Genomic DNA, 23026 nt, shown 5'->3' on the forward strand with positions numbered 1-23026 from the left:
ATTTTATTTTTCCAAAGTGCATTTATAGAAAAGAATCCTCTACGTCTATTACTATCATCAACAACATCGTCATGCACTAAAGTAGCAGTATGAATCAATTCAATTACCGAAGCACCTCTATAAGTTCGCTCACTAACTTCGCCATTTTTAATCATTTTAGCTACCAGAAACACAAACATAGGTCGCATTTGCTTCCCTTTTCTATTAACAATGTAGTGTGTAATTCTGTTGAGTAATGCAACCTTAGAAGACATTGACAAACGGAACTTTTCTTCGAAAAGATCCATTTCATAAGCAATAGGTTGTTTTATTTGTTCTGTAATTTTCAATTAAAAAGCTACTAAAATTGAGAACAACAAACGTACTAAAAAAGCTTGTGATATGCTATTTTAGATGTTTTTTAGTTTTTCTTAACATAAAAGAATAGGATAACTATTCATTATTTGGTAGCTTTATGAATTCTATTAATATTCAAATACTAGCTTATGAAAAAAATTACTTTATTAATTCTTTCAGTTATAGCATTTAACTTAAGTAATGCTCAAACTAATTTATTTTTCGATGACTTCGAAAGTTACACTGATTTTGCTATCTCAGGAGTTGGTTCATGGACTCTTACTGATGTAGATGGACTACCAACTTATGGCTTTACTGGAGTTAGTTTTCCAGACTCTGGGGCTGCAAAATCTTTTCAGGTTTTTAACTCCTTAGCAACTGTTGATCCATTAGAAGCTTCTGCTACTAGTAATTGGGAAGGTTATAACAGTACAAAAGGGATGGTTTGCTTTGCTTCAGTACCTGATATATCAGGAGGTAATAATGATTGGTTAATCTCTCCTCAAATAACTCTTGCTGCAAGTGGTAACTCTGTTTCATTTTGGTACAAAGGATGTGATGCCAACTACTCTAACGAAATGTTTACTGTAGGAGTATCAACTACTGATACTGATCCAGGCAGCTTCACAATAATTTCTGCAAACCCTGAAAGTGTACCAAATAACGATATCCAATGGAGACAGTTTACTGTAGATTTAACTGGATATGATAATCAAGATGTATATATTGGTATTAACTGTGTTTCTTATGATCAGTTTGGATTTATGGTTGATGATTTTTCGGTTGACACAACTCTTTTAGGTCTTGAAGAATTTGAAAACAATTCATTTACTCATTCATACAATAAAGACACTGACGTTTTAACTTTAGAATCAACTGACTTCGCTTTAGAACATGTTGAAATATTTAACATCTTAGGTCAACAAGTAATTAATAATAGCTTAAGCTTAAATAAAGAAACAATTAACATGTCTGAATTAAAAGACGGAATTTATTTAACTAAAGTTACTATAAACGGAAAAACAAAAACTATTAAGCTCTTAAAACAATAATGTTTTAAAATCTTATGAAAAATCAAAAGAGCGACTTAATAGTCGCTCTTTTTTTATGTTTTATTTGCTAACTGCCCACATGCAGCATCAATATCCTTACCTCTAGATCTCCTTACTGTAACAGTAATATTATTGGCTTCGAGCATATCAATATACATTTGCAACGCTTTATTATCTGCTTGCTGAAACTCACCATCGTCAATTGGGTTGTATTCAATTAAATTGACTTTACTTGGCGCAAATTTGCAAAACTCAATAAGTGCATCTACATCTTTTTTAGTGTCATTAATACCATCCCAAACCACATACTCATAAGTGATTCTGTTTTTGGTTTTAGCATACCAATACTCTAATGCTTCACGTAAATCTTTTAATGGAAATGTTGCATTAAACGGCATAATAGAAGTACGAACCTCATCAATTGCTGAATGAAGTGAAACGGCTAGCTTAAACTTCACCTCTTCATCTGCCATTTTTTTAATCATCTTAGGAACTCCTGAAGTAGAAACTGTAATTCGCTTTGGAGACATCCCTAAACCTTCTGGAGAAGTAATTTTATCAATTGCTTTTAGCACGTTATTATAATTCATGAGTGGTTCTCCCATTCCCATAAATACAATATTACTCAAAGGTCTATCAAAATACAGTCTGCTTTCATTATCAATAGCAACAACCTGATCAAAAATCTCATCAGGATTTAAATTTCGCATACGCTTTAATCTAGCCGTAGCACAAAATCTACAGTCTAAACTACAACCTACTTGCGAAGACACACATGCAGTAGTTCTTGTTTTAGTAGGAATAAGAACCGACTCCACAACCAAACCGTCGTGTAAACGCACAGCATTTTTAACTGTACCATCACTACTACGTTGCATTTGATCCACCTGAATATGATTGATAACAAAGTTATCCTCCAACATATTTCTAGTGTCTTTGGAAATATTGGTCATATCTTCAAATGTGTGAGCTCCTTTGTTCCAAAGCCACTCATACACCTGATTTCCTCGAAATGCTTTATCGCCTTCTTTTACAAAAAAGTCTCTAAGCTGTTCTTTGGTAAGCGCACGTATATCTTTCTTTTTAATCTCCATAGATACTGCAAAAGTAATAAAAGCTACATATAAAAAAGCCTTACATTTAGTAAGGCTTTAATAATTATCGATTTATATAATATATTAAAGAATTAACATAGCGTCTCCATAAGTATAGAAACGGTATTTTTCTTTAACAGCTTCTTCGTAAGCTTTTTTCATGAAATCATGACCTGCAAAAGCAGAAACCATCATTAATAATGTTGATTTTGGTGTATGAAAATTAGTAATCATACAGTTAGCAATACTAAAATCGTAAGGAGGGAAAATAAATTTGTTTGTCCATCCTGAAAACTCATTAAGCGTACCACTAGACGATACTGAACTTTCAATAGCTCGCATAGATGTTGTACCTACAGCACATACACGTTTTTTGGTTGAAATCCCTTTGTTGATAGTCTCCACAGCATCAGGACCTATAAAAATTTCCTCGCTATCCATTTTATGTTTAGAAAGGTCTTCTACCTCAACAGGATTAAATGTACCTAAACCAACATGAAGTGTAATTTCTGGCAATTCAACACCTTTAATTTCTAAACGCTTAAGTAAGTGTTTTGAAAAGTGAAGACCAGCAGTTGGAGCTGCTACAGCACCTTCGTTTTTAGCGAAAATAGTTTGGTAACGCTCTTCGTCTTCTGGCTCTACATCTCTTTTAATGTATTTTGGTAATGGAGTTTCACCAAGCTCAGTTAATTTATTTCTGAATTCTTTGTAAGAACCGTCGTAAAGAAAACGCAATGTTCTACCTCTAGATGTTGTATTATCAATAACTTCAGCTACTAAAGTATCGTCATCACCAAAGTATAATTTGTTTCCAATTCTTATTTTACGAGCAGGATCAACAAGAACATCCCAAAGACGTTGTTCTTCGTTTAACTCTCTTAACAAAAACACTTCAATTCTTGCTCCTGTTTTTTCTTTATTGCCATACAAACGTGCTGGAAACACTTTTGTATTGTTTAAGATCATCACATCTCCTTCATCAAAATAATCGATAACGTCCTTAAATAGTTTGTGTTCAATTGTTTGTTCTTTTCTATTAAGTACCATTAATCTTGCCTCATCTCTAATGTCAGATGGTCTGTCGGCTAGTAATTCTTCTGGGAGTTTAAAGTTAAAGTGCGATAATTTCATTTCAATATTTTATTTTTTGCAAGTGGCAAATATACAATCTCAACATAGGGTTTGTCAAGTAATTCAAAGATTATTATTGGTTTATTTGAAAACCTATAGATTTTAAATCGTCCCAAAATGTTGGATAGGACTTTGAAACTACCATAGCATCTTCAATTTTTAGCTCAGTTTTTAACGCTAATGGAGCAAATGCCATTGCCATTCTGTGGTCGTTATATGTTTGTATAGTTGCTAGTTTAAAATTGCCATCAAACGGTTTTAGGTGAAGCGTTTCGTTGGTTACTTCTATATCTCCTCCTAGTTTTTCTATTTCATTTTTAAGCGCAACTAATCTATCTGTTTCCTTTATTTTTAGGGTATGCAATCCTTCTAAATCGCATTTTACACCTAAACCTAATGCTGTTACTGCAATGGTTTGCGCAATATCAGGTGATTTTACAAGGTTAAAAGCAATGTCTGGTTGATGCTGAGATGTTTTCTCTAAAACTATTGAAAGCCCTTTAAAAACGGTTTTAACACCAAATGCTTGGTATAATTCAGCTAAAACTGAATCGCCTTGTAAAGAATCTTGTTTGTATGAAGATAATTCAACTTGAGTTCCAATTGGACTTAACGCAACAATACTATAAAAATACGATGCTGAAGACCAATCGGATTCCACAACTATTGTTTTATCCCCTGAAACCTCCTTTAACGGATTTACTGTAATGACATTATTTTTGAAAGATGTTTCAACTCCAATTTGATTTAACAAATTCAAGGTCATGTTTATATAAGGAATTGAAGTGATTTCGCCATTTAAAGTCAACTCTAAACCTTGCTCTAGCTTAGGTGCAATTAACAATAGTGCAGAAATATACTGACTACTTACATTGGCTTTTAAGCTAATTTTATTTTGAGTAAGCGCTTTACCTTTTATAAGTAGTGGAGGACAACCAGAATTCTCCAAATAAGAAACATCAGCTCCTAACTGATTCAACGCTTCTACAAGAATTTGTATTGGTCGTTCTTTCATGCGTTGTGACCCTGTTAAAGTCACTTCTTTACCTTCTTGAGTGGCAAAAAAAGCTGTAAGAAAACGCATTGCTGTACCAGCATGATGTATATCTACTACTGTATTCGAATTTGAACTCAGCGCTTTAGACATTACTACACTATCATCTGAATTGGATAGGTTTTCAATTTTTATTTCAGGGTATAACGCTTGTAGTAGCAACAATCTATTAGATTCACTCTTAGAACCTGTTATTGTGATACTAGAAACGGTTTTTATTTGTGATTTGAGTAATTTGATGTTCATTTTGAACTGATAAAACACATCGAGAAAACTCGATGTGTCAATTATAAATTTTTATTTTAACTTTTGATTATTGTGATGTCTATCGTGGTCTCGCTTGGTTTTTTTGTCCATTTTTTTATCAAAAGCTGCCTGCAAATCTATTCCTGTTTGATTTGCTAAACATAATACAACAAAAACCACATCAGCCAATTCTTCACCTAAATCTTTATCCTTATCGCTTTCTTTTTCGCTTTGTTCTCCGTAACGACGTGCAATAATACGAGCTACTTCACCTACTTCCTCAGTAAGTTGTGCCATATTAGTAAGTTCGTTAAAGTAACGCACTCCATGTTCTTTTATCCAATCGTCAACTATTTTTTGAGCGTTTTCAATATTCATTTTTTATATTTTTAAAGTAACAAATTCACTTACTCTTTATTCTTAGTATCTATAATAATTGTAACAGGACCATCATTGAGCAACTCAACTTTCATGTCTGCACCAAATTCACCTGTTTGAACTGTTGTTCCTAAATCAGTTTCCATTTGTTTTACAAACTCCTCATACAAAGGAACAGCCACATCAGGTTTTGCTGCTTTTATATAGCTTGGTCTATTTCCTTTTTTTGTGCTTGCATGCAAGGTAAACTGGCTCACAACAATTACATTACCTTTAACATCCATGACAGACTTATTCATAACGTCATTTTCATCTGCAAAAATGCGAAGGTTAGCAATCTTTTTAGATAACCAATCAATATCTTCTTTGGTATCCTCATCAACAATTCCTAACAGAATTAAAAGCCCTTGATTTATATTGGCAACTTTATCTCCTTTAATCGTTACACTTGCTTTAGATACTCTTTGTATTACTGCTTTCATACGTTATTCGTTATCCCAGTTATCAGTTCGGTAATGTTCGTCTTCACCTTCTAAAATCTGCAAATAACTTCGGTATCTGGAGTAGGCAATCTCATCGTTTTCGAGTGCGTCTTTTACAGCACATTTAGGCTCTTCGAGATGTAAACAGTTATTAAATTTACAGTCTTGTTTCAACTCAAAAAACTCAGGAAAATAATCGCCAACTTCTTCCCTATCCATATCTACAACTCCAAACCCTTTAATACCTGGAGTATCGATAATTTTAGCTCCAAAACTTAAATCGAACATTTCAGCAAAAGTTGTAGTATGCTGACCTTGCATGTGTTGTGTTGAAATTTCTTTGGTTTTTAAATCTAAATCAGGTTCAATAGCATTAACTAATGTAGATTTACCAACACCTGAATGACCAGCAAACATGCTCGTTTTATCTTTCATCAAAGCCTTAACCTTATCAATATTTTTTCCTGTAGTTGCCGAAATACCGATACATTCATAGCCTATTTTTCGGTACACATGCGCTAGGTATTTTACTTCGTCTAGAGTATCGTCGCTATAAGAATCAATTTTATTGAAGAGTAAAATAGTTTTTACTGAATAAGCTTCGGCCGTTACCAAAAATCGATCTATAAAACTTGTAAATGTTGGTGGATTATCAATAGTCACTAACAAAAACACTTGGTCAACATTTGACGCTATAACATGTGTTTGTTTAGACAGGTTAACCGATTTACGGACAATATAATTTTGCCTATCGTGAATGTTATTGATAATACCTGTAGTTTCGTCGTTATTGGTTTCCAGTTCAAAATCTACAACATCGCCAACAGCTATTGGGTTAGTACTTTTTATCCCTTTTATACGAAATTTACCCTTTATGCGACATTGATAAACTTCACCTAAATTGTTTTTTACGGTATACCAACTACCTGTAGATTTGTAAACTGTTCCTGTCATTAATTATTTTGTTGAATAAGCAAATTAACAATATTTAAATTTAAGAAAAATGTATCTTTAAAACTTAAATTTACTAAACCTTTCAAATATGAAAAACTTATTGATAATTACTGTTGTTTGTTTATTCTCTTTTTTTGAGACAAGCGCTCAAGTAGAATACAAAGTAATAACTAGCGTGGAATCTATAGTACCAAATGGCTTAGGTCGTTCTAGAATTATTTCTGCGGAAGCTGAAAGAAACTACGAAGACTTTACCTCTGAACAAACTGAAGAAGATAACACAAGAAACAAATCTAAACGTAAAGACATAAGGGTAAAAGATTTTGAAGAAACCAAACTTTTAAACTTTTACAATCTTGGTGGTATTCGCTTTCAAAACATTGCTGCCAATGATGCTATAATTTCTTCAAAATTATCAGCTATGGCTAATGATGGCTGGGAATTGCTATTTGTAACAAGTGCTGTTGAAAGCGATAGTGGAAAAGATGATGGTCAAGGTATTTTCATAACTCGTTATGTTTTTAAAAAACAAGCTACACAAGATTAAAAAAAGACCTCAAACGAGGTCTTTTTTTATCCTTTAATTATCTTTTTGGTTTCTAGCCAAGTTCCATCGGCTTTTATGTTTACTAAATAAATTCCTGATTGATATCCTGATAAGTCGATTTGCCCTTTTCTGTTAAAGTTACTCCATTGCAATTTTTGTATTCGCCTTCCAGAAAAATCATGAATTAAAATCTCAACGGTTTGATGGTCTTTTTGAGAAACAAAATTAAAAACACCAGTACTTGAAGGATTTGGATAAATTTTTGGTTCAATACCCTTAGCTTCTTCACAAATGTGTTCATAGCTAATATAATATCCACAGCACGTAAGGATTGTTCTACAACTTGAATCAAATGCCGTTACTACAACCTCATCAAGAGATTCATAATCATCTAAAACCACATCAAAGTCTTTAATGTTTTGCAAATGCACGTCTTTAGGTAAGTAGCCTAAAAAGGAAACCTGTAATGTATCAGTAGGTTTAGCTTCAATTGTAAATTTACCGTTCTCATCAGCAATAACACCTTTAGAGGTCTGCTTTACTATAACATTGGCAAAAGGCAACACTCCTTCTGTATCATAAACGGTTCCGCTAATACTGTTTTGACCAAAAAAAGAGAAAGAAAGACTGAAAAATAAAAAGAATACTGTTGGTTTCATAATAGTGATAGTTTGATTAATGATTCAAACCTAATTGATATTACAACTATCTAAAACCCATAATGAGTAAACACTACTTTTGAATGAGAAAACGCATAAAAAAAGCCTCTTGATGAGGCTTTTTATTAATTATCCGTTAATGATTTTTTCCTGATGGTTAATCGATTCTTGGTGAATGGCTTTAAATACTCTTAAGATAAATTCTTCACTAAGATTTTTTTCTTCGCCTTGTAAAATCATTTTTCCTAGTATTTCGTTCCATCGTTTAGACTGAAGTACTGCCACGTTTTTAGATTTTTTAAGCGCTCCAATTTCATCAGCAACCTTCATACGTTTACCTAACATTTCAATAAGTTGATGATCTACCACATCTATTTGCGTACGTAAGGTATTAAGCTTATTATTAAACTCCGCAGCATCTTCAGATTCCTTTCTTATTTTAAGATCTTTTGTATACTGAACAAGCGTCTCAGGTGTAATCTGTTGTGCAGCATCACTCCAAGCGTTATCTGGGTCGTGATGTGTTTCAACCATAATTCCGTCGTAATTAAGATCTAATGCTGTTTGGCATAAATCGAAAATAACATCTCTTCTTCCAGCAATATGCGAAGGATCTAAAATTAATGGCAAATCTGGGAAACGATTTTGTAAATCTACTGCCAATTGCCACTCTGGATTGTTTCTGTACCTTGTTTTTTCGTAAGTTGAAAACCCTCTGTGAATTACACCCAAGTTTTTAACATCTGCAGTGTAAAAACGTTCAACAGCTCCCAACCATAAAGCCAAATCTGGGTTTACAGGGTTTTTTATCAATACGGTTTTGTCTGTTCCTTTTAAAGCATCAGCAATATCCTGAACAATAAAAGGACTAACAGTTGTTCTTGCACCAATCCATAAAATATCAACATCGTGCTTTAATGCTAAATCAACATGATGTGCGTTTGCAACCTCAGTTGTAGTTAACATTCCTGTTTCTTCTTTAGCTTTCTGTAACCATTTAAGCCCCAAAGCTCCAACACCTTCAAAGTTTCCTGGTCGCGTTCTTGGTTTCCAAATTCCTGCTCTAAGCACTGTTGCATCACTATCTTTAAGTTGGTGTGCAATTTTTAGTACTTGCTCTTCAGTTTCTGCGCTACATGGTCCTGCAATTACTAACGGATGGTCTAATCCGAAATTATCTAACCACGATCTTAATTCTTTCTTGTTTTCCATAACATTTCCTTTTATATAATTCCGTTTAAAATATCTTTTATATGATTTGTATTTTTCATTTCGCTGTGAATAGCCTCAAAATCGTCAGCTTCCATAAACTGTTTGAATTTTGACAGGTTGTTGATATACTCTTCTAGAGTTTCAACTACGTTAGCTTTGTTCTGCTTAAAAATGGGTGTCCACATATCTGGTGAACTTTTTGCTAAACGCACAGTACTTTCAAAACCACTTCCTGCCATATCAAAAATATCGCGTTCATTCTTTTCTTTTTCAATAACTGTTTTTCCAAGCATAAATGAGCTAATATGAGATAAATGCGACACATAAGCTATGTGTTTGTCATGCGCTTTTGGGTTCATGTAACGAATACGCATACCAACATTAGAAAACAATTGCAATGCTTTTTCCTGTAGCTTAAATGCTGTTTTTTCTACTTCGCAAATAATCATGGTTTTACCATTGAATAAATGCTGTTTTGCAGCTTTAGGTCCTGAAAACTCAGTACCAGCAATTGGATGTGCAGCCAAAAAATTCCTACGATTTTTATGTGTATCTATAACTTCACAAATGGCTTCTTTAGTAGAACCTACATCAATAACCAATGTGGTATCTGACACTAAATCCAGCACCTTTGAAATATGCTTTACTGTAGCATCAACAGGAATTGAAACAATAACCAAATCGGCATTTGAGATTTCATTTAATTCTGCTTTTTTATCAATTACTTGAAGTTCTAATGCTTCGTCTAGATGTGTATCACTTTCATCAACACCATAAATAACAGCATCTTTGTAAACACGCTTTATATCTAGCGCAAAACTACCTCCTATTAATCCTACTCCTATTACAACTATTTTTTTCATTTTACTCTTGCAATTGCTTCTTCAATTTCTTCGGTTTCTGCACATAACGAAAACCTTATGTATCCTTCTCCATTACTTCCAAAAATGGTTCCTGGTGCAATAAAAATGGAATCGTTTTTTAAAACTGTGTCTATAAATTCTTCTGACTTTACAAACTCTGGTAATTTTGCCCAAACAAATAGTCCTGTTGCATTTTTATCATACGTACAGTTCAATGCTTCGGCTAGTTCCCAAACTAGTGTTCTTCTTTTTTCATACACACTATTTAGGCTTAAGTACCACATATCAGAACAATTTAACGCTTCAATAGCGCCTTTTTGGATACCATAAAACATACCAGAATCCATGTTGCTTTTCACTTTTATGATACTGTCTAAATACTCTGATTTTCCCATAACCATTCCTACTCGCCATCCAGCCATATTAAACGTTTTACTCAACGAGTTAAGCTCCAAACAATGGTCTTTGGCATTTTTATATTTAAGAATGCTTCTTGGAAATTGGTTTAAAATAAAGCTGTACGGATTATCATTAACCACAAGAATATTATGACGTTTTGCAAACTCAATAACATCTTCATAAAACTTATTAGGCGCAACAGTTCCTGTTGGCATGTGTGGGTAATTAATCCACATGATTTTCACTTTACTTAAATCGTGCGTTTTTTCAAGTTCAACAAAATCTGGCAACCAATTATTTTTTTCTTTTAAATCATAAAACAAAGGTGTAGCTCCTACAAGTTTAGTTACCGAAGTATATGTAGGATATCCAGGATTTGGTATTAACACACCATCGCCTTCATTTAAAAATGCCATTGAAATGTGCATAATACCTTCCTTACTTCCCATTAATGGTAAAATTTCGGTTTTAGGGCTTAACGACACACTAAAGTGTTTTTTATAAAAATCTGCCATCGCTTGCCTTAACTCTGGCAAACCTTGATAGCTTTGATATTTATGCGCTGTAGCGTCTTGCATACTATCAACAATAGCTGATACCACTCTAGATGGTGGTTGCAAATCTGGACTACCAATTCCTAAATTAATGATAGGCTTACCATGCTCTTTCAAAAGGTTAACTTCCTTGAGCTTTCTAGAGAAATAGTACTCTTCAACGGTATGCAATCTGTCAGCTACTGAAATCATAACTTTGCATTTTTATATTCTCCTAATATTTTTAAATCTTGTGCCATAATCTGTAAAATAGATTTTGCTTTTTTAAAGTCTTCATAAGCATCAAAAGTTACATCCACAAAAAAGGCGTATTTCCAAGGTGAATTTATTTTAGGCAACGACTGTATTTTGGTTAAATTCAATTTACAATCGCTCATTACATTAAGCACAGTTGCCAAACTACCTCGTTTATGGTCTAATTCAAATTTGATAGACGCTTTATTAATATCACTTTCAGAAATCTCAGAGTTTTGCGTCTTTACAATCACAAAACGTGTTTCGTTATGTTTTATGGTTTGTATACTTTCTGCTAAAATTTCCAATTCAAACAATTCAGCAGCTAACCCACTAGCAATAGCTGCAACGGCTTTTAAATTTTGTTCTTTTATGCGTTGCGCAACCTCTGCTGTATCCTTATCTTCAATAAGCTTTATATGAGGATATGCTTTAAAAAACTCTTTACACTGCAACAACGCCATAGGATGCGAATACACTTCTTTAATAGCACTTAACGCTTGGTTTGGTAATGCCATAAGGTTGTGTTGCACATCAAGATAATGCTCTCCAATAATGTGTAAATTATGAGTATCAATTAATGCATAATTGGGTATAATTGAGCCAGCTATAGAGTTTTCAATAGCCATAATAACCGTATCGCTTTTTCCTGAAAGCAAACTATTTACTGCTATATCAAACGACAAGCACTCATCGATAGCCACAGTATCATCAAAAAATTGTTTAGATACAATATGATGAAATGACCCTTTAATACCTTGTATTGCTACTGACTTTATCATAAAAAAAAATCCCGATTTTCATCGAGACTCATATTAAATTTAGTTACCTTAAATTATACATACAACGTCTCGCTCTTTTCGCTAAAAAAGAAATAAAACCAGTTGTAATATGTATAATTGTTTGTCTTCATTGTGTTTATGAAGTTGCTAATGTAATTAATATTTTCACAAATCAAAATACTTAAAAAACTTTTTTACAGTTATTATTTAACTTTTTAAAGATTATACAGTAATGTGTTACATAAATTATATAATTGCTATTTTTGAATAAACATTTCTTTTATGTCTATAGAGGTTGAACACATTTCAAAAACTTACGGAAACCAAAAAGCGCTTAACGCAGTGTCTTTTAAAGTCAATAAAGGTGAAATTGTTGGTTTTTTAGGTCCTAATGGAGCAGGAAAATCGACGATGATGAAAATCCTTACGACATATATTGAAGCTTCTGATGGTGTTGCAAAAGTGAGCAATTTTGATGTAAACACAGCTTCTAAAGAAGTTCAAAAGCGCGTTGGATACTTACCTGAGCACAACCCTTTGTATTTAGACATGTATGTAAAAGAATATTTAAGTTTTAATGCTGGTGTTTATAAGGTTGAAAAATCTAGAATTGACGAAGTTATAGCACTTACAGGTCTTACTCCCGAAGCGCATAAAACAATAGGTCAACTTTCTAAAGGTTACAGGCAACGTGTAGGTTTAGCCAATGCATTGTTGCATAATCCTGAGGTTTTAATTTTAGATGAACCTACTACAGGATTGGACCCAAACCAATTAATTGACATACGACACCTTATCACGTCTTTAGGTAAAGAAAAAACTGTTTTTCTATCTACTCACATTATGCAAGAAGTTGAAGCAATGTGCGATAGAGTTATTATTATCAATAAAGGTGAAATTGTAGCCGACAAAACACTTAAAGACCTAAGAGACGAAAAAGTTCAAACGGTTATTGTTGAATTTGATTACAGAGTTGAAGAAGCGTTTTTGTTGAAGCTCCCAAAGGTTACCAAAGTTGAAAACACTTTCGATTTTATTTATGAAATTACGTTTTCAACTACTGAAGATATGCGCTCTCATGTATTTGACTTTGCGCATGATAACCAGCTAAAAATCCTTCAGCTTAACCAAAAAAATGCAAGTCTGGAAAGTTTGTTTAGGGAGTTGACGAGTTAAAATTAATTAAATGACAACTTGTTTTAAATGTAATTCAAAAAGTGTTAAATTAAAAAGAGATTATAATCATTGGGATGTATTTGACTGTTTAAACTGTGGCTATTGGACTTACAAGATATCAAAACAATGCTGTAGAAATATTGATGAAGTTGTTACTGTTCACAGACAAGCAAATCGAATTTTCATATGGTACCAATGCTTAAATTGTGGAGGCTCATCAAATAGAAATAAACCTCTTTCAAAAAAATACGACAATTTAATTGAAGATGAATTTAGTGAAGATAGATTTGAAGAATTTAAAGAATCAAAAGAAAATGAACATGATGAATTAATACGACTTAAGGAAATTTTTAAATTAAAAAACTCCAAAAGATATAAATACCATAATTACTTATTATCTGAAAAATGGAAAATAAAAAAAGATAAGGTTCTTCTAAGAGACAATTATACTTGTAAAAATTGCAATTCCAATATCGATCTAGAAATTCATCACTTACATTATGAAAATGTATTTAATGAAAATTTAGATGATTTAATTACTGTTTGTTCTGAATGTCACAAAAAACTTCATGAAAAGATTTAGTTAAACATCAGTCTTCCTGTATACAACGTTTCCACCTCAACAATTGGTGGTTGATTTACTGAAATCAAATTTCCTGTACCAAGTAATTTGCCTGTTAACTCTACTTGCGGATTTACAATCATATCATTACTTCCACGATGATACACATCAACATTTTGGGCTATAAGTTGTTCGCCTTCAAAACGACCTGCTCCAGAATAAAAACCTACAAATAAATTGTTAGTTACTCCTGAAAGGTAAAAAGACGCGATATTGTTAGATGTAACTCTAACTTGGTTGCTATTAAGTTCCATTCTAAAATCGCCAACTGTAAACGTTCCTGGTGCGTTAAAATCTTCTGACAACAGCGATAAATTATTATAGTTCAAAACACCTTCAGACTGTATTTCAAACTGAGTTGAGCTTCTTATTTCAGTAATATTTGGTGCAGTAACATACACTTTTGTTGCAGCGTAGTCTCTTACTAAATTGCAAGTATTATTATCTGAAAGTATAAGTTGTGCGTTTTCAACTTTTACTACAACATCAGACAGTAAGTTTTCACCAGTTTCAATAACAATAGTTGTTTCAGCGTCTTGTTTTAAAATCAACTGCACATTTCTATTCACCAAAATTTTATCAAAAGTTGCAACTTCTACAACTTCTTGCACAATGGTTCCTGTGGTTTGAAAACAGTCGCTCGCATCCTCGCTATCACAAGCAAAAAGCATTATAAAACTTACTATGTAAACTATTTTTTTCATTAGCCACTAATTCACGAATATTTATTATTCTCTTTTTGTCATCCTGAACTTGATTCAGGATCTATTTGCATGCTTTCATTTATATTCCATATAAAATGTAGAATAACAAGCATTTACAATCTAACACCAATACCAATTTCAACAGCTTCGGCTTTTGCACCATGAGATTTTAAAGTTAGTGCTCCAAATATTTTATCTCCAAAATAACGCTTCATTCCCACTCTAAAATAGGTTCTACCTTCAAAATCGTATGGGTAATAAACATAATACCCCAACTGTGTTACAACAGACAGTTTATTAATAAACAACTCATGACCAGCAAAAACACCAACACGTTTCCAGTCTTCATCTCCACTAACGTTATCTTCAGGAAAAGCAACAGATTTATAGTAAATCAATTCTTCCAAGAATTGCGAGAAAAATACATCTGCTCCCAATTGTACTGCACTTTCATGGCTTAAACGTTTATCTGCATAAGCAGACACAACTAAAAAAGGATATTGACCGCTACCAACTACATCACTTTCGTTTATACCACTTCTTAAAGCAAAATTGAATTTAATGGGTTCTGTGAATTTTTCTTCAGAAAGGTTATAGATATACTCAGGAGTTTCATCTTCTAAATTATACGTCAATCCAACATTAAAGGTTATGGAATTAACACTAGTATTTGGTGCTTTTACATTAGCGTTTGAATAATGAATAAGGCTTAACCCTGTTTGAAATCCAAACCTATCAAACAAGCGTTCTTTTTTATAGTTGAGCATTAAATAGGTACTACTCAACAAACGAGAACCAAACGCTATATTTTTATGATTATCAACCTTATCATAAGGGTTGGTTGTATAGGCTAAACCTTGACCAATTCGCAACATTAAGTTCCTTTTAAAAAAATAAAAATTATAATGTGCGTACAAAGAATAATTATCTCCTAAGACCTCGTTTTTTAAATTTTGATAGGCGAATGACACACCATAATCAGGATAGTTGTAACGTTGCTCCCAAGCTTGATGACCAAAGGTTTTTTTATTCCAACTTAAAATAAAACCTTCGGGATGCCCATTGATTAAATGAAGAATATCATCATTATGAAGCGCAATATTACCTTTAAAATAATTGACATCAAAAGTAGATGTTGTTTGCTTTTCCTGCGCAAAAATAAAAGCACAACAAAACAAAAAAGTATAGGTAATAAGCTGCTTCATAGTTTAATTTAGTGAAGCAAAAATAACAGAATATTTAGAACAAATGCTCTGCAATTGCTTTTATGTTATCACTTTTACCCATTGAGTAATAATGTAATACTGGCACACCTGCGTTTTGTAATTCTTTAGATTGTTTAATTGCCCATTCTACACCTACTTGTCGCACAGCTTTATTGTCTTTACAATCCTCAACAGCATCAATCAAATCTTCTGGTAAATCTATTTTAAATACTTGCGGTAATAATTGTAAATGTTTTTTGGTCGCAATTGGCTTTATTCCTGGAATTATTGGCACTGTAATTCCTGCTTGTTTCGCAGCTTTAACAAATTCAAAGTATTTTTTATTATCAAAAAACATTTGCGTCACGACGTAATCTGCACCACAATCTACTTTGTGTTTTAAGCGTTTTAAATCGCTTTGTAACGAAGGTGCTTCAATGTGTTTTTCAGGATAACCAGCAACACCTATGCAAAAGTCAGCTTTATCGCTAGCTTCAATAACATCGTGCAAGTATTTTCCTTTATTTAAACTTTGAATTTGCTCAACCAATTCACTAGCATATTGATGACCTCCTTTTGAAGGTTCAAAATACTTTTGATGACTCATAGCATCACCTCGCAATGCCATAACATTATCAATTCCTAAATAGTGGCAATCTACAAGTAAATATTCGGTTTCTTCTCTACTAAAACCGCCACATAACACATGCGGAACTGTATCAACGTTGTATTTATATTTTAAAGACGCACAAATACCAACGGTTCCTGGTCGCATACGCGTAATTTTTCGATCTAACAAACCGTCCTTTTCTATATAAACATGTTGCTCCCTAGACGTTGTTACATCAATAAATGGTGGCTTGAACTCCATTAAAGGGTCAATATTGTTGTATAACTCTTTAATGTTACTTCCTTTTTGTGGAGGAATGATCTCAAAAGAAAACAAGGTTTTTCCTTTGGCTTGCTTTATATGTTCGGTTACCTTCATAGTCTATGTTTGGCACCAATCTTATCGTATTTTAAGCCGATAAATATGCAACCAACAAAGACAATCCAGTGATTAAAATCAACTGAAAAGCAAATCGTATTTCTACTTTAAATTTTGTCATTTTTATAGCAAATTTGTTGCTGCAAGATTAGTGATTTATTTAATATCGAATATTAATTTATTTGTAATTATTAGTTAATTTTCTGACAAGTTTGGATTCAGCCACTTTTGAGCTTCTTCGGTTGACATACCACGTCGTTTGGCGTAATCTTCTAATTGATCTTGGGTAATTTTTCCTAACCCAAAATATTTAGCTTCTGGATTTGCAAAATAATAACCGCTTACACTTGCTGCTGGCCACATCGCAAGACTTTCGGTTAGTTTTACACCAATGGTTTCTTCGACTTTTAAAATGCCCCAAATGGTCTTCTTTTCTAAATGATCCGGACAAGCTGGATAACCTGGAGCAGGACGAATACCTTTATAACTTTCGGCAATTAAATCTTCGTTAGTTAAATGGTCTTCAGAAGCGTAGTTCCAATGTTTGGTTCGTACTTCTTTGTGTAAATATTCTGCAAAAGCTTCAGCTAATCTATCGGCTAATGCTTTAATCATTATGGCATTATAATCGTCGTGATTCGCTTCAAATTCTTTTGCTAATTGCTCGGTTCCAAAACCTGTAGTCACGCAAAAACAACCGATGTAATCTTGAATTCCTGTGTCTTTAGGCGCGATAAAATCGGCTAATGCAAAATTAGGAACGCCTTCTCGTTTTTTGAGTTGCTGACGCAGTGTTAGGAATTGGTGTTTGGTGTTTGGTATTTGGCTAGATGTTGAATCAACCTTTCGACTGCGCTCAAGGTGACCTGATTCAGCATTAAAGTTTTCAATTGTCTGTTCGAGCGCAGTCGAGAACTCAATATCATCATCATTTACAGTATTTGCAGGAAATAACCCAAAAACCGCTTTGGCTTTCAATAGCTTTTCATCAAAGACTTTTTGAAGCAAAACTCTAGCATCTTTAAACAATTCGGTTGCCTGTTTACCAACAATATCGTCGGTTAAAATATCTGGATATTTTCCGTGTAAATCCCAACTTCTAAAAAATGGTGACCAATCGATATAATCTTCTAAAATCGTAATATCAAAATCTTGAATATCTTGTATTCCTAATTGTTTTGGCATTACAATGTCTGTTGTGTTCCAATCGATTTTAAACTTTCGTTCACGTGCTTCTTCAATAGAAACATATTCTTTTTTCTTACCACGTTTTAAAAACTGCTCACGGAATTTTTCGTATTCCTCACGAATCTGTTCTTTATACACTTTGTTGTCTTTCTGCAGCAGATTTCCAACAACAGTTACAGCTCTAGACGCGTCGTTTACGTGCACAACTGTGTTGGAATAATGTGGTGCAATTTTTACCGCAGAATGTGCTCTAGAAGTTGTTGCTCCACCAATTAACAACGGAATATTAAACCCTTGTTTTTCCATTTCTTGCGAAACGTAAACCATCTCGTCTAACGATGGTGTAATTAAACCGCTTAATCCGATAACATCGACGTTTTCTTTTTTAGCGGTTTCAATGATTTTTTCTGGTGGAACCATTACGCCTAAATCCACTATCTCGTAATTATTACAACCCAAAACAACACTCACAATATTTTTACCAATATCGTGCACATCTCCTTTTACGGTTGCCATAAGAATCTTGCCTTGCCTCCTAACCTCCAAAGGAGGAACCGCAAGATTCTCTCTAATTTGTTTAATAACATCATCTAAATTGCTCAAAACCTCCTTATTAGTAAACCTGATAACACGATAGCCTTCATTTTCTAACCATTTGGTTCTTTCTTCATCTGAAGTTTGATTTTCTGGTAATTGATGTATTGAACCATCTACTTCAACAATAAGGTTGGCTTTAAGACAAATAAAATCTGCTATGTAACTTCCAATAATATGTTGTTTTCTAAACTTAAAACCATCTAATTGTTTATTACTTAAAACCTTCCATAGCAATGATTCGGCTTCAGTAGGTTGATTACGCATCTGTTTTGCAAAATCTTTTAATAAATTATATAAAACCGGATCAGCAGTTTTCCAATGCAAAGTCCCCTTTGGGGATTTAGGGGCTTTTTTTTCAGCTTCAATATAAGGCTGTAAATAAGCAACAGCTTTTTTCATCACTCGAGCTGATTTTACGACTTGAGGCAAAAACATTTTTCCGCTTCCAAACAAATCGCCAACCACATTCATTCCGGTCATTAAGTGACCTTCGATAACTTGAATCGGTTTGTTTACGACTTGTCTTGCTTCTTCAACATCTTCAACAATAAACGTATCAATACCTTTTACCAAAGCGTGCGTAATGCGATCTTGCAAGGGTTCGCTTCGCCATTCTTGTACCTTTGCTACATCGTCTTTTTTCTGCCCTTTTACGGTTTCGGCAAATTCTAGTAAGCGTTCGGTTGCATCGTCTCGTTTATCAAAAAGTACATCTTCAACGTGTTCTAATAAATCCTTCGGAATTTCGTCATACACTTCCAACATTGTTGGGTTTACGATTCCCATATTCATTCCGTGTTGAATCGCGTGATATAAAAATGCTGCGTTAATGGCTTCACGCACAACATTGTTTCCTCTAAACGAAAACGACACATTACTTACGCCACCAGAAACGCTGGCATAAGGTAGATTTTCTTTAATCCATTTTGTAGCATTAAAAAAGTCTAAAGCATTTAAACGATGCTCTTCCATTCCGGTTGCCACAGGAAAAATATTAGGATCAAAAATGATGTCTTCTGGTGGAAATTGAACTTGATTTACCAATATATCGTAAGAGCGTTTACATATTTCTATCCTACGCTCGTAGGTATCGGCTTGACCATCTTCATCAAACGCCATAACGATTACTGCTGCACCATAACGTTTGATAAGTTTTGCGTGATGAATAAAAGTCGCTTCACCTTCCTTTAAACTGATAGAATTTACAACCGATTTACCTTGTACGACTTGCAAACCTGCTTCGATAATATCCCATTTCGAGCTATCAATCATTATGGGCAAGCGTGCAATATCTGGCTCTGATGCGATAAGATTTAAGAAGGTTACCATTGCGTGTTTTCCGTCAAGCATACCTTCATCCATATTGACATCTATGATTTGCGCGCCACCTTCCACTTGGTCTCTTGCAACATCTAATGCTTCGGCATAGTTTTCTTCTTTTATTAATCGTAAAAATTTACGCGAACCTGTTACGTTAGTGCGTTCGCCAACGTTTATAAAATTACTTTCAGGTGTTATTATTAATGGTTCTAAGCCAGAAAGTTTAAGATATCGGTTTTTATTCTCTTTCATACATTAAAAGTTCTCAACTGCGCTCGAACCGACAGCTCTAGGTTTGTAATTAGCAGCAACTTCAGCAATCGCTTTTATGTGTTCTGGTGTTGTACCGCAACAACCACCAATGATGTTTATTAAATCATCTTTTAGGTAGTTTTCAATTAGCTGTTGCATTTGTTTGGCTGTTTGGTCGTACTCGCCAAATGCATTTGGTAATCCTGCGTTTGGGTGTGCTGATGTATAAAAATCGGTTTCGTGAGATAAACGTTTTAAATACGGTTGTAATTGGTCTGCACCAAGTGCGCAATTAAAACCTACACTTAACAACGGAATATGCGATATTGAAATTAAAAATGCTTCTACAGTTTGCCCAGATAAGGTTCTACCAGAAGCATCGGTAATGGTTCCAGATACCATAACCGGAATGTCAATATTACGTTCTTCCTTAACTTCTTGAATGGCGAATAATGCTGCTTTGGCATTTAGCGTATCGAAAATAGTTTCGACTAACAAAATATCGCTTCCGCCATCAATTAAAGCTTCAACTTGTTGTTTGTAAGCAATGCGTAATTCATCAAAGGTTACTGCGCGATATTCTGGTCTGTTTACATCTGGACTTAAACTTGCCGTTCGGTTTGTTGGACCGATACTTCCTGCCACAAAACGTGGTTTTTCAGGATTGGCTTTTGTAAATTCATCAGCAACTTGTTTGGCGATTTTAGCCGATTCAAAATTTAATTCGTACACCAAATCTTCCATATGGTAATCTGCCATACCAATAGTTGTACCAGAGAAGGTATTGGTTTCAACTATATCTGCGCCAGCTTCGAAATACTTTCTATGTACTTCGGCAATAGCTTCTGGTTGTGTTAGCGATAATAAATCGTTATTTCCTTTTAATGGATGATTAAAATCTTTGAATCTTGAACCACGAAAATCGTCTTCAGTAAAATTATAGCGCTGCAACATGGTTCCCATTGCGCCATCTAAAACTAAAATTCGTTGTTGTAATATTTTGAAAATGTCTGACATTTTATAATTTTTAAAATGTCATCATGAAAAGAGAGAAGAATAATTCTCGGGTTATCTGTCCCAAAAAATGGGTAGAATTTAGCACCTTCTTAAATTTCTTATTAAAGAAAATTAAGGGTTGCTAAGGCTTCAACGGGTCTATTCCCTCTGCCTTTCGTGATAACAATCAATATTAATTATGAACTATGGGACAAAGTAACGTAATAAAAAATTGAATCGCAATATTTATTCAAACAAATCTGAAGACAAATATCTATCACCTATATCGCAAATGATTGCCACAATAACACCTTTATCTATAGTTTGCGCTATTTTTAAAGCCGATGCTACAGAACCACCACTACTCATACCTGCAAAAACACCTTCTTGAGTTGCTAGTAAATTAGCTGTTTTTTTTGCGTCTTCTTCACTTATTTCTACAACTTGATCTACTTTTTGAGGATTAAATATTTTAGGTCTGTAAGCTTCTGGCCATTTTCTAATTCCCGGAATTTTTGCACCATCTTTAGGTTGCGCACCAACTATAGTTATGTCTGGATTTTGCTCTTTTAAGTAAGTAGATACACCCATAATTGTACCTGTTGTACCCATTGCAGAGACAAAATGAGTAACTTGCTGATTGGTATCTCGCCAAATTTCTGGACCTGTAGTTTTGTAATGCGCTTTCCAGTTATCATCATTTGCAAACTGGTTCAGCATAAAATAGCCTTTTTCATTATGAAGTCTTTCGGCTTCATCGCGAGCGCCTTCAATACCAACTTCGGAAGACGTTAAAATTAATTCGGCACCATAAGCACGCATGGTTTTTATTCGCTCTTCGGTAGAATTTTCAGGCATTACTAAAATCATATTTACGCCTAATAATTTCGCAATAAAAGCTAATGCAATACCTGTATTACCACTAGTTGCTTCAACCAAAGTATCGCCAGGTTTAATATCACCTCGTTTTAAAGCTTCGCTTATCATATTAAATGCAGCACGATCTTTTACGCTTCCGCCAGGATTTTTTCCTTCAAGCTTTAAGAATAGTCTTACACCATCTTTTTTTAGAATATTTTGAACTTCAATTAACGGTGTATTGCCTATTAAATGGGTTATGGTCTGGCTATTTATCATGATCTCTTGTGCTTATATTAATTTCTGACTTATAGGTCACTAATGAGTTTGGCGGAACAGATTGCGTAATCCATACATTGGCACCAATTACGCTATTTTTTCCTATTACAATATCGCCTCCTAAAATAGTTGCGTTGGCGTAAATTGTTACATTATCTTCTATGGTTGGATGACGTTTGGTTTGCGACAAACTTTTTTTAACCGACAATCCACCTAAAGTAACACCTTGAAATATCTTGACATTGTTTTTGATAATACTAGTTTCTCCAATTACAATTCCTGTTCCATGATCTATAAAAAATGAATCACCAATGGTTGCTCCAGGATGAATATCGATACCTGTTTTTCCATGAACACACTCGCTCATCATTCTAGAAATAATAGGTAAATCCATTTTAAATAATTCGTGACTCATCCTATAAATTGCTATGGCATGAAAGCCTGGATATGCTAGATAAATTTCTTGCAAACTCTTACAAGCTGGATCATTTTTTTCGGCAGCTTTGGCATCTAACTCAATTTTCTTTTTTATCGTTGGAAGCATACTTTCAAAAGTACTCCAAATGACTTCAGAGTCTTTATCTGTAATGTCTTCAACAACTGTTTTAAATATAGGCTTTAGCTGTTTCAGTTGTTCTTTTTGTCTTACTTCATCATCAAACAATGCATAGAACAATTGCTTTGTTACATCTGAAACGGTCTCTTTAATTCGTAAATTTATCTGCATGTTTTTCTTATGAATGCTAAAATTACTATTCCATTTTTAGTTTATCACAAGCTTTAAGATTTTATTAAAATAAAACCTCGTAGTAAAAAAATTTCACCACGAGGAATTACAACTAAATATACAGCAACTAATCA

Annotated in this window: 23 protein-coding genes and 1 riboswitch; of the genes, 4 read left to right on the plus strand and 19 right to left on the minus strand. The window is 33.7% G+C overall.

Translation table 11 applies throughout. The features are described from left to right. Positions 1-329: polyprenyl synthetase family protein (locus ACQ0RB_RS14620; RefSeq protein WP_430499362.1), on the minus strand; the 329-nt coding region annotated here is incomplete at its 3' end. Positions 330-485: 156 nt separating this feature from the next. On the opposite strand from ACQ0RB_RS14620, the gene ACQ0RB_RS14625 reads away from it, so the two are divergent. Then, a complete protein-coding gene (locus ACQ0RB_RS14625; protein WP_430499364.1) occupies positions 486-1388 on the plus strand; it encodes a choice-of-anchor J domain-containing protein in 903 nt (300 codons plus the stop codon). A gap of 53 nt (positions 1389-1441) precedes the next feature. On the opposite strand, the gene rlmN is transcribed toward ACQ0RB_RS14625, so the two are convergent. The 6 genes from rlmN to rsgA all read right to left on the minus strand — a co-directional run bounded on the left by rlmN (position 1442) and on the right by rsgA (position 6730). Further along, positions 1442-2482: a 23S rRNA (adenine(2503)-C(2))-methyltransferase RlmN gene (gene rlmN / locus ACQ0RB_RS14630; RefSeq protein ID WP_129761068.1), complete on the minus strand. Its 1041-nt coding sequence runs from the start codon at positions 2480-2482 to the stop codon at positions 1442-1444. A gap of 84 nt (positions 2483-2566) precedes the next feature. Then, the gene (gene queA / locus ACQ0RB_RS14635) at positions 2567-3616 is read right to left on the minus strand and encodes a tRNA preQ1(34) S-adenosylmethionine ribosyltransferase-isomerase QueA (protein ID WP_129761069.1); all 1050 of its coding nucleotides are present in this window, start codon (positions 3614-3616) and stop codon (positions 2567-2569) included. A 73-nt stretch (positions 3617-3689) separates the two neighbouring features. Beyond that, positions 3690-4916: a 3-phosphoshikimate 1-carboxyvinyltransferase gene (locus ACQ0RB_RS14640; protein WP_430499367.1), complete on the minus strand. Its 1227-nt coding sequence runs from the start codon at positions 4914-4916 to the stop codon at positions 3690-3692. Positions 4917-4967: 51 nt separating this feature from the next. After that, positions 4968-5294, minus strand: a complete 327-nt coding sequence (locus ACQ0RB_RS14645) for a nucleotide pyrophosphohydrolase (RefSeq protein ID WP_129761071.1) — start codon at positions 5292-5294, stop codon at positions 4968-4970. 29 nt (positions 5295-5323) lie between these two features. After that, positions 5324-5776 (minus strand): D-aminoacyl-tRNA deacylase, encoded by a 453-nt coding sequence (dtd, locus tag ACQ0RB_RS14650; protein WP_129761072.1) that lies wholly within the window; start codon positions 5774-5776, stop codon positions 5324-5326. Between the two features lie 3 nt (positions 5777-5779). Continuing rightward, the gene (rsgA, locus tag ACQ0RB_RS14655; protein WP_430499370.1) at positions 5780-6730 is read right to left on the minus strand and encodes a ribosome small subunit-dependent GTPase A; all 951 of its coding nucleotides are present in this window, start codon (positions 6728-6730) and stop codon (positions 5780-5782) included. Positions 6731-6818: 88 nt separating this feature from the next. Here rsgA and ACQ0RB_RS14660 point away from each other — a divergent pair, with 88 nt between their 5' ends. Continuing rightward, a complete protein-coding gene (locus ACQ0RB_RS14660) occupies positions 6819-7277 on the plus strand; it encodes a hypothetical protein (protein WP_430499372.1) in 459 nt (152 codons plus the stop codon). Positions 7278-7303: 26 nt separating this feature from the next. Here the strand turns inward: ACQ0RB_RS14660 and ACQ0RB_RS14665 are convergent, their stop codons facing one another. The 5 genes from ACQ0RB_RS14665 to ACQ0RB_RS14685 all read right to left on the minus strand — a co-directional run bounded on the left by ACQ0RB_RS14665 (position 7304) and on the right by ACQ0RB_RS14685 (position 11980). Next, positions 7304-7936 carry a carboxypeptidase-like regulatory domain-containing protein gene (locus ACQ0RB_RS14665; RefSeq protein ID WP_430499374.1) on the minus strand — a complete coding sequence of 211 codons (633 nt, stop codon included), beginning with the start codon at positions 7934-7936 and terminating at the stop codon, positions 7304-7306. Positions 7937-8065: 129 nt separating this feature from the next. Then, complete coding sequence (locus tag ACQ0RB_RS14670; protein ID WP_430499376.1) at positions 8066-9148, minus strand: chorismate mutase; 1083 nt, start codon at positions 9146-9148, stop codon at positions 8066-8068. A gap of 11 nt (positions 9149-9159) precedes the next feature. Further along, on the minus strand, positions 9160-10011 hold the full coding sequence (locus tag ACQ0RB_RS14675; RefSeq protein WP_131508934.1) for a prephenate dehydrogenase: 852 nt from the start codon (positions 10009-10011) through the stop codon (positions 9160-9162). Beyond that, on the minus strand, positions 10008-11156 hold the full coding sequence (locus ACQ0RB_RS14680; protein WP_430499378.1) for a pyridoxal phosphate-dependent aminotransferase: 1149 nt from the start codon (positions 11154-11156) through the stop codon (positions 10008-10010). The genes ACQ0RB_RS14675 and ACQ0RB_RS14680 overlap by 4 nt, the downstream gene beginning before the upstream one ends. Further along, positions 11153-11980: a prephenate dehydratase gene (locus ACQ0RB_RS14685; RefSeq protein WP_430499380.1), complete on the minus strand. Its 828-nt coding sequence runs from the start codon at positions 11978-11980 to the stop codon at positions 11153-11155. The genes ACQ0RB_RS14680 and ACQ0RB_RS14685 overlap by 4 nt, the downstream gene beginning before the upstream one ends. A gap of 282 nt (positions 11981-12262) precedes the next feature. Between ACQ0RB_RS14685 and gldA the strand changes: the two genes are divergently transcribed. Further along, on the plus strand, positions 12263-13156 hold the full coding sequence (gene gldA, locus ACQ0RB_RS14690) for a gliding motility-associated ABC transporter ATP-binding subunit GldA (protein WP_129761078.1): 894 nt from the start codon (positions 12263-12265) through the stop codon (positions 13154-13156). Positions 13157-13166: 10 nt separating this feature from the next. Further along, the gene (locus ACQ0RB_RS14695; RefSeq protein WP_430499382.1) at positions 13167-13739 is read left to right on the plus strand and encodes an HNH endonuclease; all 573 of its coding nucleotides are present in this window, start codon (positions 13167-13169) and stop codon (positions 13737-13739) included. Here ACQ0RB_RS14695 and ACQ0RB_RS14700 read toward each other — a convergent pair. From ACQ0RB_RS14700 to epsC, 7 genes are all read right to left on the minus strand, one after another. Next, the gene (locus ACQ0RB_RS14700; protein ID WP_430499384.1) at positions 13736-14482 is read right to left on the minus strand and encodes a head GIN domain-containing protein; all 747 of its coding nucleotides are present in this window, start codon (positions 14480-14482) and stop codon (positions 13736-13738) included. The genes ACQ0RB_RS14695 and ACQ0RB_RS14700 overlap by 4 nt on opposite strands. Before the next feature lie 113 nt (positions 14483-14595). Further along, the gene (locus ACQ0RB_RS14705; protein ID WP_430499386.1) at positions 14596-15687 is read right to left on the minus strand and encodes an acyloxyacyl hydrolase; all 1092 of its coding nucleotides are present in this window, start codon (positions 15685-15687) and stop codon (positions 14596-14598) included. A gap of 34 nt (positions 15688-15721) precedes the next feature. Then, positions 15722-16675 (minus strand): methylenetetrahydrofolate reductase [NAD(P)H], encoded by a 954-nt coding sequence (gene metF, locus ACQ0RB_RS14710; protein ID WP_430499388.1) that lies wholly within the window; start codon positions 16673-16675, stop codon positions 15722-15724. Between the two features lie 195 nt (positions 16676-16870). Then, a complete protein-coding gene (locus ACQ0RB_RS14715) occupies positions 16871-20032 on the minus strand; it encodes a vitamin B12 dependent-methionine synthase activation domain-containing protein (protein WP_430499390.1) in 3162 nt (1053 codons plus the stop codon). Positions 20033-20035: 3 nt separating this feature from the next. Next, positions 20036-21049: a homocysteine S-methyltransferase family protein gene (locus ACQ0RB_RS14720; protein WP_430499392.1), complete on the minus strand. Its 1014-nt coding sequence runs from the start codon at positions 21047-21049 to the stop codon at positions 20036-20038. Between the two features lie 48 nt (positions 21050-21097). Continuing rightward, a riboswitch (SAM riboswitch) is annotated at positions 21098-21215 on the minus strand. Between the two features lie 59 nt (positions 21216-21274). Further along, positions 21275-22165 (minus strand): cysteine synthase CysM, encoded by an 891-nt coding sequence (cysM, locus tag ACQ0RB_RS14725; protein ID WP_430499394.1) that lies wholly within the window; start codon positions 22163-22165, stop codon positions 21275-21277. Then, a complete protein-coding gene (gene epsC, locus ACQ0RB_RS14730) occupies positions 22155-22892 on the minus strand; it encodes a serine O-acetyltransferase EpsC (protein ID WP_430499396.1) in 738 nt (245 codons plus the stop codon). The genes cysM and epsC overlap by 11 nt, the downstream gene beginning before the upstream one ends. Positions 22893-23026 lie beyond the last annotated feature (134 nt).

This window comes from Gaetbulibacter sp. PBL-D1, from assembly GCF_050509525.1.
In the GTDB taxonomy this organism is placed as follows: Bacteria; Bacteroidota; Bacteroidia; order Flavobacteriales; family Flavobacteriaceae; genus Gaetbulibacter_B; species Gaetbulibacter_B jejuensis.

Excerpts from the sequence above, each read along its gene's own strand:
- ACQ0RB_RS14625 (WP_430499364.1), top strand. The coding sequence starts at position 486 with ATGAAAAAAATTACTTTATTAATTCTTTCAGTTATAGCATTTAACTTA.
- rlmN (WP_129761068.1), bottom strand. The coding sequence starts at position 2,482 with ATGGAGATTAAAAAGAAAGATATACGTGCGCTTACCAAAGAACAGCTT.
- queA (WP_129761069.1), bottom strand. The coding sequence starts at position 3,616 with ATGAAATTATCGCACTTTAACTTTAAACTCCCAGAAGAATTACTAGCC.
- ACQ0RB_RS14640 (WP_430499367.1), bottom strand. The coding sequence starts at position 4,916 with ATGAACATCAAATTACTCAAATCACAAATAAAAACCGTTTCTAGTATC.
- ACQ0RB_RS14645 (WP_129761071.1), bottom strand. The coding sequence starts at position 5,294 with ATGAATATTGAAAACGCTCAAAAAATAGTTGACGATTGGATAAAAGAA.
- dtd (WP_129761072.1), bottom strand. The coding sequence starts at position 5,776 with ATGAAAGCAGTAATACAAAGAGTATCTAAAGCAAGTGTAACGATTAAA.
- rsgA (WP_430499370.1), bottom strand. The coding sequence starts at position 6,730 with ATGACAGGAACAGTTTACAAATCTACAGGTAGTTGGTATACCGTAAAA.
- ACQ0RB_RS14660 (WP_430499372.1), top strand. The coding sequence starts at position 6,819 with ATGAAAAACTTATTGATAATTACTGTTGTTTGTTTATTCTCTTTTTTT.
- ACQ0RB_RS14665 (WP_430499374.1), bottom strand. The coding sequence starts at position 7,936 with ATGAAACCAACAGTATTCTTTTTATTTTTCAGTCTTTCTTTCTCTTTT.
- ACQ0RB_RS14670 (WP_430499376.1), bottom strand. The coding sequence starts at position 9,148 with ATGGAAAACAAGAAAGAATTAAGATCGTGGTTAGATAATTTCGGATTA.
- ACQ0RB_RS14675 (WP_131508934.1), bottom strand. The coding sequence starts at position 10,011 with ATGAAAAAAATAGTTGTAATAGGAGTAGGATTAATAGGAGGTAGTTTT.
- ACQ0RB_RS14680 (WP_430499378.1), bottom strand. The coding sequence starts at position 11,156 with ATGATTTCAGTAGCTGACAGATTGCATACCGTTGAAGAGTACTATTTC.
- ACQ0RB_RS14685 (WP_430499380.1), bottom strand. The coding sequence starts at position 11,980 with ATGATAAAGTCAGTAGCAATACAAGGTATTAAAGGGTCATTTCATCAT.
- gldA (WP_129761078.1), top strand. The coding sequence starts at position 12,263 with ATGTCTATAGAGGTTGAACACATTTCAAAAACTTACGGAAACCAAAAA.
- ACQ0RB_RS14695 (WP_430499382.1), top strand. The coding sequence starts at position 13,167 with ATGACAACTTGTTTTAAATGTAATTCAAAAAGTGTTAAATTAAAAAGA.
- ACQ0RB_RS14700 (WP_430499384.1), bottom strand. The coding sequence starts at position 14,482 with ATGAAAAAAATAGTTTACATAGTAAGTTTTATAATGCTTTTTGCTTGT.
- ACQ0RB_RS14705 (WP_430499386.1), bottom strand. The coding sequence starts at position 15,687 with ATGAAGCAGCTTATTACCTATACTTTTTTGTTTTGTTGTGCTTTTATT.
- metF (WP_430499388.1), bottom strand. The coding sequence starts at position 16,675 with ATGAAGGTAACCGAACATATAAAGCAAGCCAAAGGAAAAACCTTGTTT.
- ACQ0RB_RS14715 (WP_430499390.1), bottom strand. The coding sequence starts at position 20,032 with ATGAAAGAGAATAAAAACCGATATCTTAAACTTTCTGGCTTAGAACCA.
- ACQ0RB_RS14720 (WP_430499392.1), bottom strand. The coding sequence starts at position 21,049 with ATGTCAGACATTTTCAAAATATTACAACAACGAATTTTAGTTTTAGAT.
- cysM (WP_430499394.1), bottom strand. The coding sequence starts at position 22,165 with ATGATAAATAGCCAGACCATAACCCATTTAATAGGCAATACACCGTTA.
- epsC (WP_430499396.1), bottom strand. The coding sequence starts at position 22,892 with ATGCAGATAAATTTACGAATTAAAGAGACCGTTTCAGATGTAACAAAG.